Annotated in this window: 10 protein-coding genes; 8 read left to right on the top strand and 2 right to left on the bottom strand. The window is 40.4% G+C overall.

The genetic code is table 11. The annotated features are described in order from the left end of the window. The first annotated feature begins 502 nt into the window (after positions 1 to 502). A complete protein-coding gene (locus IY568_RS23125; protein ID WP_125564641.1) occupies positions 503 to 1,375 on the top strand; it encodes a DNA replication terminus site-binding protein in 873 nt (290 codons plus the stop codon). Between the two features lie 2,661 nt (positions 1,376 to 4,036). Here the strand turns inward: IY568_RS23125 and IY568_RS23120 are convergent. After that, positions 4,037 to 5,251, bottom strand: coding sequence for a hypothetical protein (locus tag IY568_RS23120; RefSeq protein ID WP_010381348.1), 1,215 nt, complete (start codon positions 5,249 to 5,251; stop codon positions 4,037 to 4,039). A 701-nt stretch (positions 5,252 to 5,952) separates the two neighbouring features. On the opposite strand from IY568_RS23120, the gene IY568_RS23115 reads away from it, so the two are divergent. The 7 genes from IY568_RS23115 (at position 5,953) to IY568_RS23085 (ending at position 14,572) form a co-directional block, all read left to right on the top strand. Then, the gene (locus tag IY568_RS23115) at positions 5,953 to 7,185 is read left to right on the top strand and encodes an AAA family ATPase (protein WP_194868824.1); all 1,233 of its coding nucleotides are present in this window, start codon (positions 5,953 to 5,955) and stop codon (positions 7,183 to 7,185) included. 16 nt (positions 7,186 to 7,201) lie between these two features. Next, positions 7,202 to 8,164 carry a transcriptional regulator gene (locus IY568_RS23110; RefSeq protein ID WP_125564645.1) on the top strand — a complete coding sequence of 321 codons (963 nt, stop codon included), beginning with the start codon at positions 7,202 to 7,204 and terminating at the stop codon, positions 8,162 to 8,164. 155 nt (positions 8,165 to 8,319) lie between these two features. Continuing rightward, positions 8,320 to 11,415 carry a DEAD/DEAH box helicase gene (locus IY568_RS23105; RefSeq protein WP_125564647.1) on the top strand — a complete coding sequence of 1,032 codons (3,096 nt, stop codon included), beginning with the start codon at positions 8,320 to 8,322 and terminating at the stop codon, positions 11,413 to 11,415. 238 nt (positions 11,416 to 11,653) lie between these two features. Further along, positions 11,654 to 11,860: a hypothetical protein gene (locus IY568_RS23100; RefSeq protein ID WP_010381356.1), complete on the top strand. Its 207-nt coding sequence runs from the start codon at positions 11,654 to 11,656 to the stop codon at positions 11,858 to 11,860. Continuing rightward, positions 11,861 to 12,553, top strand: coding sequence for a response regulator (locus IY568_RS23095; RefSeq protein WP_125564648.1), 693 nt, complete (start codon positions 11,861 to 11,863; stop codon positions 12,551 to 12,553). Between the two features lie 119 nt (positions 12,554 to 12,672). Continuing rightward, positions 12,673 to 14,130: a DNA recombination protein RmuC gene (gene rmuC / locus IY568_RS23090; protein ID WP_125564650.1), complete on the top strand. Its 1,458-nt coding sequence runs from the start codon at positions 12,673 to 12,675 to the stop codon at positions 14,128 to 14,130. Positions 14,131 to 14,233: 103 nt separating this feature from the next. Beyond that, positions 14,234 to 14,572 (top strand): hypothetical protein, encoded by a 339-nt coding sequence (locus IY568_RS23085; protein WP_125564651.1) that lies wholly within the window; start codon positions 14,234 to 14,236, stop codon positions 14,570 to 14,572. 251 nt (positions 14,573 to 14,823) lie between these two features. Here IY568_RS23085 and IY568_RS23080 read toward each other — a convergent pair whose 3' ends face one another. After that, positions 14,824 to 15,303, bottom strand: coding sequence for a hypothetical protein (locus IY568_RS23080; RefSeq protein ID WP_125564653.1), 480 nt, complete (start codon positions 15,301 to 15,303; stop codon positions 14,824 to 14,826). Positions 15,304 to 15,466 lie beyond the last annotated feature (163 nt).

The raw sequence follows: 15,466 nt of genomic DNA, 5'->3' as shown, positions 1-15,466 counted from the left end.
GATAAGGGCTTTGTTGTAATCACGCCAGTTAGTGATACGCTTTTCTTTCAAAATTCAGTCTCGGTGTTTGCTTTTGAGATCTGATCACACAATGCTAGATTAGTTCAATGATTAAGGAAACAACGCCCTAGATCGCGAGTATTATATATCCTGTCCCCGAAACTGGGGCTTTAATATTTGCCATTGAGATATCCCTTACGGTTTATTTGTTGATTTCGAGATGATGCGTAACTCCCTCCTCAATCAAGACGCAATTTTTGATAATTGATTGAAAAACATATAAAAAGTAATCATAAAAGTGGGATAAACATTAATTAATGTTGCTTAAGTAGAGATAAATGTTTATTATAAAAAGGAACACATCATATTGTTTCAATATATACATTGAATAAAAGCACCGAGTAAAATCTACAATAACGCCGACCAAAAAACTAAGCTCATTAATTTTTTTACTAACAAGGTGTATAATACGCATCTGTTCTATGCAATTAGGCTCTTGATTATGAAAAGTAAGCTTTCCATACGCTCTCATTTTGATTACCTTTTTGAGCAAATCTCATTATTTTGTGAAGAAATTAAACAAGCAGACATAACTCAAGCTTACTATTTTAAATTACCTCCAGTACAAAAGAAGGATGAACTCTCTGCGCCAGATAGTGTTCATGTAGAAAAACTAACAGGTCAGGATGCATTCAGCCATTGTATCTCTTCCTACAAAGATCTCTTTATTGACAAAAAAGAAAGTGGCAAGGTACTCACCAGACATCCAGGGATACTTTTAGTAAATGATCCCAAAAACGAGATACGAAATAGACTGGTAGAAATAAATTTAGCAAAAGATGCCTTCAAAGAACTTATTCTTGAAATCACAAATAATGATGCAAGATTTGAAGCTGTGCACAGTGCAGTCCCCAGTTTAGTTACTCTAGCAGCATATAGAAAAATACATTTCGAGCAAGCTGTTCCCTACTCTGTACGTTTCACCTGGATGACAAAACACTCTACCAAAACACTCTCAAAAAAAGCAGCTCTTGATATACTTCAACGGTCTTCCCAATACACAAACCCCAGAGCAATTGATCAGAATAATTGGCAATCAATTGTAGAGCAAGAACGTGTTAGAGTTTCAAGTCTATCTGATTCTGCAAAGTTGAGGATCAGACGCCCAACTCGAGTGAGCCCGGAAGTAAACGTTCGTTTTAGCGCAAAAAATAGGTATCACGTAAGCGGTGCGTTACCTTTCATTTTGCTAAACCCTCAAAAAGAAACAAAAATTGGTGAATTAAAAAATTACAGTCGTGATGGCAATGATCCAAGGAAAAAAGAATACAATTACCTGATCGAGAGAATCTATTTAGAAACGATTAATGGTTGATTCTAATTTATGCTCTAAATGCGATAAACATCACTTCGGTTAAGAGTGCCGGCCGTATTTACTTTTCGCTGATGGACTCGAGGGAAGTCATATATTTTTGATTAGAATCTAACGCAACAGAAACTATCGTTTTTACAACATACCAAAAGTCTCAGAAAACTGCGTTAGATTTCGCTCTTATCTATACAAGTGGATATCTTTTAGCTCTAGTTGAAAGTAACTTAAACTTAGTTAGCACAAACAGGATTCTTTTTAAATCAAAAACTATTTTGCTTGAAGTGATTGTAAACATCCAATAAGTGAAAGTAAGTACACACATACATTTCAATAGCTTTCATAAATGGTGTGCGTGTTCATTTTTGTCTATTTTCTTTATTACCGAAACGATATCCAAGCTTTGGTTAATCAAGTTTCATCTGAGCTCGATTACTATTCTGCTTTAAAATCAAAAAGTGATTAGCATAAGTCATGTGTAAGTACCAACTAACATGCATTAAAGAAACAGTATCATCAAGAAACTAAAGCCTATCATCGTGTGACATTTCAAGGTTACAAGAGCTTTTACTTTAGGAACATATTATTGATATTAGTTAAAACAGATCTGTCCTCCCATCTCTGGTTGGTATGTAGCGCAACAGGTCTCCTTACAACGGAAACTTACAGTGGTATGAATCTCACCCAACAGGAACACACCATAAATAAGTAAAACAGTCCAACGTCAGTCCCTTCCTCCCAAGCAATCACACAGACCTGATAGCAACTGAGTCAAAAATGGAAATATCTCGCCGAGCCGAGAACACATCATTAACTTACAAAGAGAATGTTCGATACTCATCATAAAACAGATCGTCAGTTTGAAAGGCTTAACAAATCAATGTTCCTTTGGTCCCATGAGAAAAGACAAATTAGTAAGAAGAATTACCACCCGGACCAACCCATTTCCGTCAACCAAAAAGATAAATAACACACGGCAAAGAACACATCATTTATTTTGGAAGTAAATATTCAATGTTCATCATAAATCATCTCGTCAGATGAAAAAGCTGACCACATCATCGCTCTTTTGGCCCCCTGACCAGAGACAAATTAGTGAGGCGCATTCTCACCCAGAAGGTCAACCCATTTCCGTCAACCAAAAGGATAAATAACACACGGCAAAGAACACATCATTTATTCTGAAAGTAAGTGTTCAATATTCATCATTGATCATCTCTTTAGTTTAAAAAGGCTGACCAAATCATCGTTCTTTTGACCCGGTGACCAGGGACAAACTAGCGAGGCGCATTCTCACCCGGGCCAACCCATTTTCGTCAAATGAAGGCATAGGTAAAACACCAATAAGAACACATCATTAAATTAAGACACAAATACAAGTTCAATACTCACCATACATCATCTCGTCAGTTTAAAAAGACTGACCAAATCATCGTTCTTTTGACCCCGTGAGAAGTAACAAATAAGTGAGGAGCAATCTCACCAGGGCCAGCCCAATTAAGTCTACTAAAAGGGTAGATAAAGCAGGGAGAAAGAACACATAATTAATTAAAATACACAAATGCATGTTCGATACTCACCATAGATCATCTCATCAGTTTAAAAAAGCTGACCAAATCATCGTTCTTTTGACCCCGTGCTCAGGGACAAACTAGTGAGGCGCATTCTAACCCGGGCAAACCCATTTTCGTCAAATGAAGGCATAGGCAAAACACCAATAAGAACACATCATTAAATTAAGACACAAATACAGGTTCAATACTCACCATACATCATCTCGTCAGTTTAAAAAGGCTTACCAAATCATCGTTCTTTTGACCCGGTGACCAAGGACAAACTAGCGAGGGGCATTCTCACACAACTCAACCCTTTTCCTTTAACCAATGAGATAGATAATACACAGAAAAAGAACACATCATTTAATTAAGACACAAATACCGGTTCGATACTCACTATACACCAATTCTTTAGTTTAAAAAGCATACCAAATCGTTGTTCTTTTGACCCCGTGAAAAGAGTAAGGCACATTCTCACCCGGGCCAACCCTTTTCCGTCAACCAATGAGATAAATAACACACAGAAAAAGAACACATCATTAATTTAGGAATTAAATGGCACACATTCACCATAAATCATTTCGCCAGTTTAAAAAGGCTGACCAAATCATCGTTCTTTTGAGCCCGTGAGAAGAGACAAATTAGTAAGGCGCATTCTTACCTGGCCAACCAAAGGAATAAGCAACGCACAACAAAGAACACATCATAAAAATATAAAACAAATCAATTATCAGATACACCAGCATATCTTCATTCTAAAATGTCCAAAAAATCATAATTTTCTTGCCCATATGAACAGAAGTAGAGTGTTGTTCCCGGTCAGCGTCAAAGTTGCCCACGCTTTCAGATGAATAGCTGTTGCAACATTTTTTACTGTAAAGAAGTCTAAAATAGACAACCAACTCCATCCTTAAGAACACATCATAAAACTCAATAAACTACTAAAACCAAAACTCGACCTACATTATTAAAAGGATTTTTAACAAGGCAAAGAGAAAAAATGCGCAATCTTTTAGGGGAATTAGTAAAATATTAGAGAACGCCTGACTATTTAACATAATAAAGCGTTCTAAGAGTAAAACCAAAAAGCATTGTTTATTTTATTAAACTGCTACTTTTTCACTATTTCTTCGAGTGTATCTTCATCAATAACTTCCGCATTTTCAACGATCCGCTTACCACCTTGAATTTCGATGCGTTTATTATGTTTATTTAGTGCTAATATCTCATCACAGAACTGTGCAGATGGATGCATTTCGTACACATAATCAATGATTTTACCACTTTTATCATCTTTTACATTTGAAATATGGTACTCCGATATAGCACCTTTTTCGATCAGATCTTTCATTGTTGTCGTCATATCTCGACGTAACGCTTTCAGTTTATTGTCGGTTATTTCATCATCTGGGTAAATAGAACCGTACTTTTCCATAATGGATAAAAGCCGAAAATGGTAAGTTTTACCAGGAGCTGCATATCGCCACAAGTGATACAAACGTAGCATCATCCAGCGAGATAGGCCTCGCTTAAGCTCTTGCGCACTATTGAAGTAATAACCCTTGTATTCTAGATTATCGATCATGTTATGAACAAAAGCATTAAGGCAGGCCACACATTTAACGTTTCCACCCTGACCTTTCTTACCACTAAAATGCAATGAGGACAAAAAGTTCATATTTGACTCGTAAAAAGAGTCATCGATATCTGTGCTTTTGGTATCCGTAGCCCTATATTTGAACGAAAGTTTCGACCCTTGAAGGGCTTCCAATGACTCTTTAATCTGTGGATAAGGCATTGATTGACCAACAGCTTTTAGCTCTTGAGCCAGCTCATTCATAGAGAAAATTACCGCATATTGAATACCGGACTTAAAATTGATTTTAACTATCTTGCCTTTTGAAGCAAGACGAATTAATGCCCGCTCAACCTTCTCTTCTCTGTCTGATGGCCAAACTAAAAACTCAGCTTCTTCGCCATCCTTTTTACTACTCACAACCGCTGGAGTGATTTTTAATTCACCATCGTACAGTATGCCATCGACCTTTTCCGAAATACGTCTGGAAATAATTGTTTTCTTTGGTGCTTCTTCTAAAGGCAACTTTTTATAGCCCGAACGAACGAATCGCCCCCAAAGGTCGTAATGATTGAAAGTATTTGAGTAAGCTCGCAAACCATGATTAGGACTTTCCAGCGAAACGCGTACATCTTTGTTATCAGTAAACAACGCTAAACTCTCGTTATCGGTTGCACTTTCAACACCATGGATCTGACCTCTAAGGGAATCAGGTAAATTATCAACGGAGATGTTTACCTTGCGGCTCATTTTATTACTTCCAGAATTTTGTGACGGTTAATGACAACACATTCACGATCAAAAGTTAATTGTTTAAGTTAGTAAAAAAGTGATCTGAACAAAAAAACCAAGATGAGATCATTTTTTTACTAACTTAGACATGATTTTGGATCCATATTATACCAACTACTGCTCAAAATCTGCTTACACGTACTGGATTTCATGTTCAATTCGTCCAAAAATCATCGTATCTTTGAGTCGTTGTGGATAAAACACAATCCAGCTAGTAAGGATCCGATCTATGCCAAGTAGAGATCAGATCCTTACCTATTAAAATCCGCTAAGGATCTAACAAAAGTGTATAACTTCATGAAATTACTTAGTAAAATATAGATCTGCGCACCATTAAAAGTGGATAACTCTGTGTGTAAACTGTGAGCAAGAGAAGTTTTGAAAATAAGGTTGGTAAAAACACGATCTATGAGTACACAAGGATCTGATCTTAACCAAGTATTATTATGATCCACTCCAATGTCAATATATTCAATAAAAACAGATAGATACTATCGTATTAAACCCTTCTAGCCTTTAATACCTATAGATCTAACCAATTCTAATCTTATTTATTTATTCTTTAAGTAAGCTATCAATATAGATGTCTTTGTTTTTTTATGTTTACTGCAAAAGTAATGGACATTATAATAATAACCATCATTTGAAGGAAATAACGTATGTCTATCAATAGCAATGCGCTCTCAACCTATCGGCTGCTGAAAGCAACCGCTGAAGTAGCTGAAAAGTCCCTTGAAGGCCGAATTCAGCATTATCGTGCACATCTTAAAAGCGAAGATAAAGAACTTCGCACTTATACGCAAAAAGCAGCGGCAGACTTACTTGGTGTAAACAACAGAACACTAAAAAGACGCCATGATCAAGGCGATTTTGACCATTTAGCAATTCAAAAAGGGGCAAATGGTCATTATGCCTATACATTGGCTAATATCTTTTCAATGGCTGAAATCTTAGGGATCCAAGCTGATCACAGAAAATCAGACGACAAACTTCAAGTTATCGTCATCAATAGTTTAAAAGGTGGTTGTGGTAAAACAACCAGCCTTGTCAATATCGCAGCAGCGTTAGCGACAACAAATATCAAGCGATACCATATTGGGATCATTGATCTTGATCCCCAAGGATCATCATCAAGCTTTTTTCCTTCACAAGATCCTGAGCCCATCACCGTAGGTGATCTAATGCGTGATTGTATTGAACTTGATGAAGGTGAAACATGGGACCAGTTGGTGTCAGATGCATTTAGAGAAACACATATTCCTAATATTCGCGTTTTACCGTCAGGCATGGATGATTTTTATTTTGAGCATGAGACCGCCACTGAACTAAAAGAATCATCAAGCTATGCTCAGACTCGTCACTATCATAAATTGAAGGAGAAAGTCATAGAGCCAGTTTCAGAGCAATTTGATATTATCCTGATAGATACTGCTCCTTCTCTTAATTTCATGTTCTACAATGCATTGATGGCGTCTACAGCTATGTTGATACCTGTACATCCAGAAGCCGTCGACTTTGATGCAAATAATAAGTATCTAAAACGATTGGGTGAGATTTACCATACAGTTGCTGCGCTTGGACATGAAGGCTGGGATTTTATGCAATTCCTGGTAACCAATTATGTTAAAGGTAACCATTCTCAGCGTGACATCGTCAAAGATGTGCGTAGTGCCTTTGGCCGTCAGGTAATGAGTTATCCTATCAACCATAGCTCAGCGATTACAGCGAGTTCCTCTTCGTTCAATACGATATTCGATCAGAAAACGTCAGATTCATTGGCAAGTCGTGAGTCTCTGATCAAATCTCAGGAAAATATTAAAGACGTGGTCGATGAACTTGAGATGTTGATCCGTTCAAATTGGCCTTCAACTCAGTCATCACTCGATCAGTAAGCAGGTAAACTATTTCATGGCTAGAAAACGTAAAAACGACACACGCATCGACCCATTTGCAACTCCCGTTGAAGGAAGTAGCCTGGATGATCTTTTAGATCAGGCCAAAGTTGGCGATGTGATCACTATGCCGGCTCCTAGCGATCCAAACAGGACGATCACCCTGATCTGTAAAGTGATCAAACACAATGAGATTGATCAGATCACAAAGGTGTATGGTGATAATCGTCGTGACCAAACATTACTGAATGAGCGTTCAGTTGCTGATATTTTGCCAGCTATAGAGTCTGATAAGCGTAATTTACACCCAGCCTTATGTTGGGAAAAAGGTTCTGTGCATGAAGTTTTATCGGGCTCCAGACGCAGAAAAGCCTGCTTATTGGGTGGTGCTGATTATGTAATTTTAACTTCAGCGGATTTTACCGACGAAGATGCAAAAGTGCTTTCTGTCTCTTCAGATCAATATATCGCACCCAGTTTGTGGGAACAGGGAAAAGCATTTTCTCAGACTAAACAGGCGCTAATTCGGCAAGGAAAGAAAGGTTCATATCGAGAGATTGCTGCGATTGAAGGGTTGTCTCACACAGCCATTGCTGATTCGTTAAAAGCCTATGAGCAAATTCCAGTTGATGTAGTGAGCCTCTATCCAACAGCAAATCACTTAGGTCGGGAAGCTGCCAAAAAGCTCATTGCGGCGATTCAGGAGCATAACGAAGCCTTTAAACAGAAAGTGGCTGAATACGACTCTGATAAACTCACAACAGAAATGGTTAGCGATGAAAAGCGTGCTGTGTTACTTACCAACTATCTGACAACCTTTTCCAAGGCTGAAGCCAGAAACGTCGCGTTACTTGAGAATGACTATGTCAAAGTGCAAAAAAACATTAAAAGTGGCGCCATTACTGTAAAAATTGACGATCGTGTGATTACAGAAAAACGCTTGGAACAATTAGAGAAATTGCTCGCAAGTTTCAATTAGTCACTAACGGCCGGATTTATCGGCCGTTTTTCGTACTTTCCTGATACAGTTGTCATCCAACCAGTCACTTTTTCCCAATTTATCGCCATTTGCCCCTTTAGCTCAAATACGTAATTTCATATACTGCTCTTTTACGTCTTTTTTATTGTAAACGAATGTCTTCGCAGTTATCTAAAGAGCAACTTCTAGCACTATTTGAGGAAATTAAGCAGGAACAATCGACTCAGTTTCCATTGTCAGAGCGATTCCTCAAACAGTATTTTAATGCTGCCTTGTTAAGCAAGGCCAAACAGTATTTGCACGACGAGCAGATCTGCTTTTTAGAGCACTCTGAAGATTTTACAAAAATTGACGCTCAGGTCATGGGCAATTTTGGCAACACCTTCACTCAGCATATTAAGATTGAACAAGTCAAGGGTACCCCATCCGTAGAGGCACAATGTACGTGTTCTAACAATCCGAAGTGTCGTCATATCGCAGCAGTATTGCTTAAGTTAAAAATTGATCATTCAGGCGGCTTTGGTGAGTCTTATCTGGTCAATGATTGGTTTAATGAGCTGGCTCAACTACAACAGGCCAATGATCTTGATGTAACCAACGTATTGTTATTTGTGCTTGAATCACGTGGAAATGAGTTGTTGGTTAATCCTAAGACCACACCACAAAAACCGGATGGAATATATCCGCTCGGTCGTGCACTCACCGAACATCAACTAAACAGCCAGGTGCCGCCAAAGGATATATTGGAGAGCGATTTCAGATTATTTTCTTGGATCCGCTCGCAAAATACACCCGGTCACTTCGAACTCTCCGGGAGTTGGGGATTTTCTGCGTTGCAGCAGTTAGTGCAGAGTAAGCGTTGTTTCTATCAAAGCAGTCGTAAGCCTCTGACATTTGGCCACAAGCAGCATCTGGAGTTTGATTGGGAACAGGAGCGAGACGAATATCGCCTCACCAGTCATTTAACCGGAGTAGAACAGTGGCAACTGATAAAAACGGATCCGCCTGTTTATCTGGATACTGAGAATATGGTTTTGGGGCGAATTGAATCTGAGTTAAGTGCTCAGGAAATTGCGCATTTGCATACCATGCCGCTTATCAACGCAACAAAGATTGAAGCAGTGATAAAACGCTTTCAGGATGTCTTCGCCGATAACATAGTCCCACCGCCTCAGGGGCACGAACACCTGGTAAATAAAGATAAATTGGTTGCTAAATTGAGCATTGAGCCTGGTGCCCCGTTGAAGCTGGCATTGTCTCTGCTCGATAAAGAAGGCCGTTATTCAAAAGCCAAACAACTGAATCGTTGTGAAAAAATGCTGAATGGGCTTGGGTTTTCAGCACAGCAAAACCACTTTGTACTGCCACATGATGATGATGTTACATATCATTGGTTTAATAGCGAAGTCCGCCCCTACCTGCAAAGTAAGCTATGGCAGGTTGATGAACTACAAGGCGGCCGTCCGGTATTAACCCCAAAAGTGACCTTGGTGCTTAAACGGGATAAAAAACATCATGTTATTGGCCGTGTGCTGTTCGATGACAAATTGGTTACGCTTGATTGGGACAAAGTACCGTCTCATGAAGTGAATTCTCTGGCTAATGTTTACCAGTACATCAATATCGCAGAACAATTTTATGCTATCCCTAAAGCGGTTTACGATGAATTATTACAGCTTAAAGCCCGGTTTAGCTATTACCTTTCAAGCTCCCAGTTCAAGTTCCCGCTCTCCTACGCAAGTAAGCTGTTTGATCTCACGGCAGTTCAAAGTGTATCAGACGATCCGCGTCTGCTTGATTACCTGGAGGAGCTGAGTAGACCTGAGACGACTGACGCTAAGGGAGTATCTGGCACGGGTGAATATTTCACACTACGTGATTATCAGGTTCAGGGCGTTGATTGGTTAAGGTTCCTGAACCGACATCAGCTTGGGGGGATCCTTGCCGACGACATGGGTCTGGGCAAAACCCTCCAGGTGATTGCTTATTTCATTTCCCAGCACAACACTCTGGTGACAAAACCTTCTCTGATAGTGTGTCCAACCAGTTTGGTCGGTAACTGGCAAAACGAATTCCGTCGCTTTGCGCCCCATCTTCCCTTGTTGACGGTACATGGGGCTCAGCGCGACAAACAACTCAACCAGGTGGCTAACGCACGGTTTATCATTACCACTTACCCGTTACTAAAGCGCGACTTGGCGCACTATTCCGAGCTGGAGTTTGACTCTATTGTGCTCGACGAAGCGCAGTACATCAAAAATGAGACGGCGCAAATTTCCAAGTGTGTTAAACAGCTGTCCGCGGAGTTTAAGCTGTGTCTCAGTGGTACTCCTGTTGAGAATAATTTGCTCGAACTTAAATCGCTGCTCGACTTTGTGATGCCAGATGTACTGGGTACAAAACAACAATTTAAGCATTATTTTCAGCATCCCATTGAGAAAGAAAATGATACCCGGCGCGCGAAAGAGCTACAGTCTCTGATTGCGCCTTTTATTTTGCGTCGGACGAAGTCTGAGGTTGTGCGTGAGTTGCCAGCGAAAACAGAGTTGGTTAAGAAGCTTGAATTTAGCGGTGATCAGGCTGATATGTACCACCAGGTTCAGGCTAAAGTTGAGTCTAGTTTACTTGATTTGTTCAAAGAGCAAGGTGTCGAGCGCAGCAAACTGGCTTTTTTGGATGCATTATTAAAGCTTCGTCAGATCTGCTGTCATCCAAGCCTCGTAGACAAAACGCGCTCATTTAACAGTGCAAAGTTCGATTGGTTGTCTGGCCACTTACCGATTTTCCTCGAAGAAGGTCGTAAGGTGATTATTTTCAGCCAGTTTACCAGTGTACTCGATATGATAGCCAGCCATTGTGACGGGTTAAACATCCCGTTCACTATGCTTACGGGGCAAACGCGCCAGCGGGACAAGGTGATTGCAAAGTTCACTGAAGGAGAGGTCGATGTTTTCCTGATCAGCCTAAAAGCGGGTGGAACGGGTCTGAACCTGACTCAGGCAGATACTGTGATCCATTTTGATCCCTGGTGGAACCCTGCCGTTGAGAATCAGGCAACAGACAGAGCCTATCGAATTGGCCAGGATAAGCCTGTATTCGTCTACAAGCTGATCATTGCCAACTCGATTGAGCAGAAGGTCTATCAAATGCAAAAAGACAAGCAGGCGTTGGTCGATGCATTATTTGCCGATGCTGGAGTGAATTTGACCCAGTTCAATGAAGCGCAAATGCTCGAAATGATAAAAAACTAATTTTTTCTGAACTTTTTAGAATCCGGTGAGGTCTATCATTATGCTTGTTGTTAACGCCTAGTGTGTAGTAAGCATATTGTTGATTTCCCCCTATTAAATACAAGTATTGTATCGAGCCGGTTAACTGTTAACCGGCTTTTTTTTGCGCATTTTTAAGCTGTTCCATATTTGATCCATATTGTTTTACTTTAATGACCATATTGGCGAATTAGGACGTGATGGACTCAAGGGGCGAGCTATGTTGTGCTACGAAAATTCAATTTCACAGTTAAACTTTATTGAACCTCAGTCACAGTGTGATTATGATCTACTGAATGAGGTAGCCAGTTCAGAAGATCTGGCGAGTATTCTGACCATGCTGCTGTTTGACGAAACACTGTCGGATAAATTAAAAGGTCAGGTTAAAAGGCAGCTTTCACAACTTAAGGCTAAATCGAGAGGCTAAATGACTTCTAAGCACCATATTCTTATCGTTGAGGATGATTACGATATTGCAGAGCAGGTAATGCTGTTTTTTAAAGCTTCTGGATTCGAAATTTCTCATATTGCTGATGGTGCTCTGGTGGTCGACTGGGTGAGAGCAAACAACCCGGAAGCCATTCTAATGGATATCATGCTGCCAAATCAGGATGGTGTTGAATGCATGCGTCAGATCCGTGAGTTCTCTATGGTCCCTATCGTTATGCTGACCGCTAAGGTGTCTGAGGCAGACCGTTTGAAGGGGTTGGAGTTTGGTGCCGATGATTACGTCTGTAAGCCATTCAGTGCCGCTGAACTAGTTATGCGCATCAAAGCGATACTACGTCGCTGCCAGGGCGCTCCTAGCGTCTCTCAGGAAGCTGCAATTGTAGTCGATGTTGATCAGCTTATTGTGGCTATCAAAGGCAATACTCTGTCTTTGACTAAGGTTGAATTCGATGTGTTTGCCATGTTGTACCAGTCTCCAAACAGAGTGTTTTCGCGTCAACAAATCTTGGACCATATTCAGCCCGATAACTTTGATATCTCCGATCGCGTTATCGATAGCCACATCAAAAATATTCGAAAAAAGATAAAGCAAATCGATTGTTCGCCCAAGATAGTCGAATCAGTCTATGGTGCAGGTTATCGCTTCAATGAGCAACAGCTCGACGCATAAATGACGGCGCGCATGCGCCGTCATCTTGTCAAAACTAATTTCTGGAAAAGCACAATATAATAGGCATTTAGGCTGTGTAATTGATATTATCTAAGCATAGTCACATCAAGAGAATGCCTATGTTTTGGTCTAGTTTGGTCTCCCTCTCTCCTGCTCATATTTTTACTTTGCTTGGTACGGGCGCAGTACTTGCTTCATGTATTTTTGCTCCGCTCTATTTTTTGTTTCGGCAGAGAAGTACGGCATTTCGGCAACAGCTTGAGATGCAAAGCGAGCAGTTACAGGCGCAGCTCGTGCTGCGTAGCGATGAGCTAAAACAGGCACAGGCTCAACACTGGCAACTACACGGAGACTGCCAACAGCTTCAAGCAAAACTGGCTGAAAAGCAAAACCAGATCAATGAATTACAGACGCGCTGGCAAAAAGCTGAAGACATGGCGCAGGATACACAAGCTTATGCGCATCGCCTTGAGCTTGAACTAACCGATGTCAAAACCACGCTGGTACAGAAGCAGCAGTCTTTTGATGCGCAGCTGGCACAGCTGGAGCAGTCTAAGTTAGTTCTTAAACAGGAGTTCGAAAACCTGGCCACACAGATTTTTGAAGATAAAAGCGAAAAGTTTGCTCGCCATAGTCAGGATAAAATTTCTCAATTATTACAGCCCGTTCAGGGAGAGCTTAAAGGCTTTCGGGATAAAATGGAGGCTATTCATAGCGAAGAGCTGAAACAAAGAGCAGCGTTACGTACCGAGTTATTGCACTTACAGGCAAATAATCAGGCCATCACCGAGCAGGCCAGCAAACTTACCAATGCGTTACAGGGGCAAAAGAAAACTCAAGGTAATTGGGGTGAACTAATGTTAGAGAACGTGCTGGATAGTGCCGGTTTGCGCCCGGGCAATGACTATCAGCGCGAAGTGAGTTTTTCTACCGAAGAAGGCAAATATCGCCCCGATGTGATTGTTTATCTGCCCCAGGAACGTCATCTTGTTGTTGATGCTAAAACCTCTCTGAACGCTTATACCCGTTACGTAAACGCAGAGCGAGATAGCGATGCAAATCAGGCGATTGTCGCTCACGTCGAAGCGGTAAAGGCAAGGGTAAAAGAGCTCGGGGATAAATCTTATGAGCGCTTACCCGGATTGAATTCGCCAGAAGTGGTGATTATGTTTATTCCGGTTGAATCTGCTTTCGTTGAGGCCATCAAATATGCACCCGATTTATATCAGTATGCGCTTGAGAACAAAGTATTGATTGCTACGCCGACAACATTATTAACGAGCCTGAATATCGTCAAGCAGTTATGGCGTTTTGAAGAACAGAGTAAACACAGTAAAGAACTGGCGCTACGTGCTGAAAAATTTTACAGCAAACTGAATGCATTTTTACATAGCTTAGAAAGCGTTGGCAAACAACTTGATAAAGCTCGGGAAGGGTACGATAAAGCCATGGCACAGCTGTACAGCGGAAAAGGGAACTTGATTAAACAGGCTTCGGAGTTTAAAGAGCTGGGTGTCTCAGTGTCTCGCGAATTACCGAGCGAGTTAACTGAAAAAGCGAAGCTTGAGTTGGAGTGATAGACGATCAGGTCACAACAACCACTTTTAATTTTGTGTACCTGTTATAATTACGATATTCTTTTCTGCGAATCTTTGTCGATAATATAAATAAGGAACAATTTTGAAAAAAGCAATTTTTGGCGCTTTATTCGCCGTAACAAGTTTTAGCGCGCTCTCTTCGGGCTGGGTAACAAAAGATAGAAGTGCACGTGTCGACTTTATAAACTCAGAGCCCATGGGTGTGAGGGTTTATATAACTGCAAACGATGCCAACAGCATAGGCTGTGCTCAAAAACAAATTGTCTGGATAGATACCAATACAGAAAGTGGAAAGAGACATTATTCTACGTTGCTAGCCGCGTTTATGGCCGGTAGAAATATTGCGATATTCGGAAATGGTTGCTTTTCGGGCTTTGGAACGAGTTACCCGAAAGTTCAGGCTATCAACGTTTATCGATAAATAAGCAGGTGGCATTTTTAGTATCAGGTAATTTAATAAGCTGTGTAATGCGCCCAGTCTTAAGCGTTATTGCTTTCCAGCCCTTCCGCTTATGGTCCTTGCTCTAGTCTGGAGCGCACCTTCCGCAGATATAGAGTAGTTTTCGATGTAGCTGTTAAGTTATGGTTTTATTTTTTAGTAGATAAATGACGTTAACCTGATATTTAAGACAATAAAAAGGGGCCATCAGGCCCCTTTTTATTTACGTATGATCAGCTATTACACAAAGCGTACTCGCCCCTGCGAGGCATGTCTGTATATAAATAAATATACATGTCGTTATTTTGTACATCTTGCCACACTCGACTGTTGGCTGCAGGACATAATGAGTTGCGGATATATTCTTTAACTTCATTTTTAGACATCGCCAATTTGGTTGGGATCTGAATAAATACATTTAGCTCGCCGCTTTTAAAATCAATATTATTGAATTTCCAGCTGCCCATCATGAACTGCTTAGAAAAGTAGCGCGTAATACGTTTTTGGGCGCTTGAATCAATCGCCGCGATCTGAACTTCTTCAGATGAGCTATCAACAAAATAAGACCATGCAGCAGAAAGAATGATAAAGCCACCCAGTAACATAGACCAGATTGGTAATGTGGTTTTTACTGTCGTGTTTTGCTTTTTTTGACGATGTCTGGATTCAACAATTTTTACCCATTCATTGTGTTTCATAGTACGCTGTGTCATAGACTATTCCTCCCGTGTATATTGCTTATTAAAACCAATCATTGTGGAAAGAAAATGGAGGCCATCTTTTGTTCTCTCTGATCGGAGCAGTTAAGAAAAGATTAATTTGTATTGTTTATGTGGTGTGCAAGAAATGGACATGGTTTTTCTGGTGACGATTATC

It is taken from the genome of Pseudoalteromonas sp. PPB1, from assembly GCF_015356275.1.
Taxonomy (GTDB): Bacteria; Pseudomonadota; Gammaproteobacteria; order Enterobacterales; family Alteromonadaceae; genus Pseudoalteromonas; species Pseudoalteromonas rubra_D.
The sequence above is the reverse complement of the archived record's forward strand: the minus strand, read 5'-3'. Positions and strand labels throughout refer to the sequence as shown.

What these genes read in the sequence shown, in the direction of transcription:
- IY568_RS23125 (WP_125564641.1), top strand. Translation starts at nt 503, where the DNA reads ATGAAAAGTAAGCTTTCCATACGCTCTCATTTTGATTACCTTTTTGAG.
- IY568_RS23120 (WP_010381348.1), bottom strand. Translation starts at nt 5,251, where the DNA reads ATGAGCCGCAAGGTAAACATCTCCGTTGATAATTTACCTGATTCCCTT.
- IY568_RS23115 (WP_194868824.1), top strand. Translation starts at nt 5,953, where the DNA reads ATGTCTATCAATAGCAATGCGCTCTCAACCTATCGGCTGCTGAAAGCA.
- IY568_RS23110 (WP_125564645.1), top strand. Translation starts at nt 7,202, where the DNA reads ATGGCTAGAAAACGTAAAAACGACACACGCATCGACCCATTTGCAACT.
- IY568_RS23105 (WP_125564647.1), top strand. Translation starts at nt 8,320, where the DNA reads ATGTCTTCGCAGTTATCTAAAGAGCAACTTCTAGCACTATTTGAGGAA.
- IY568_RS23100 (WP_010381356.1), top strand. Translation starts at nt 11,654, where the DNA reads ATGTTGTGCTACGAAAATTCAATTTCACAGTTAAACTTTATTGAACCT.
- IY568_RS23095 (WP_125564648.1), top strand. Translation starts at nt 11,861, where the DNA reads ATGACTTCTAAGCACCATATTCTTATCGTTGAGGATGATTACGATATT.
- rmuC (WP_125564650.1), top strand. Translation starts at nt 12,673, where the DNA reads ATGTTTTGGTCTAGTTTGGTCTCCCTCTCTCCTGCTCATATTTTTACT.
- IY568_RS23080 (WP_125564653.1), bottom strand. Translation starts at nt 15,303, where the DNA reads ATGACACAGCGTACTATGAAACACAATGAATGGGTAAAAATTGTTGAA.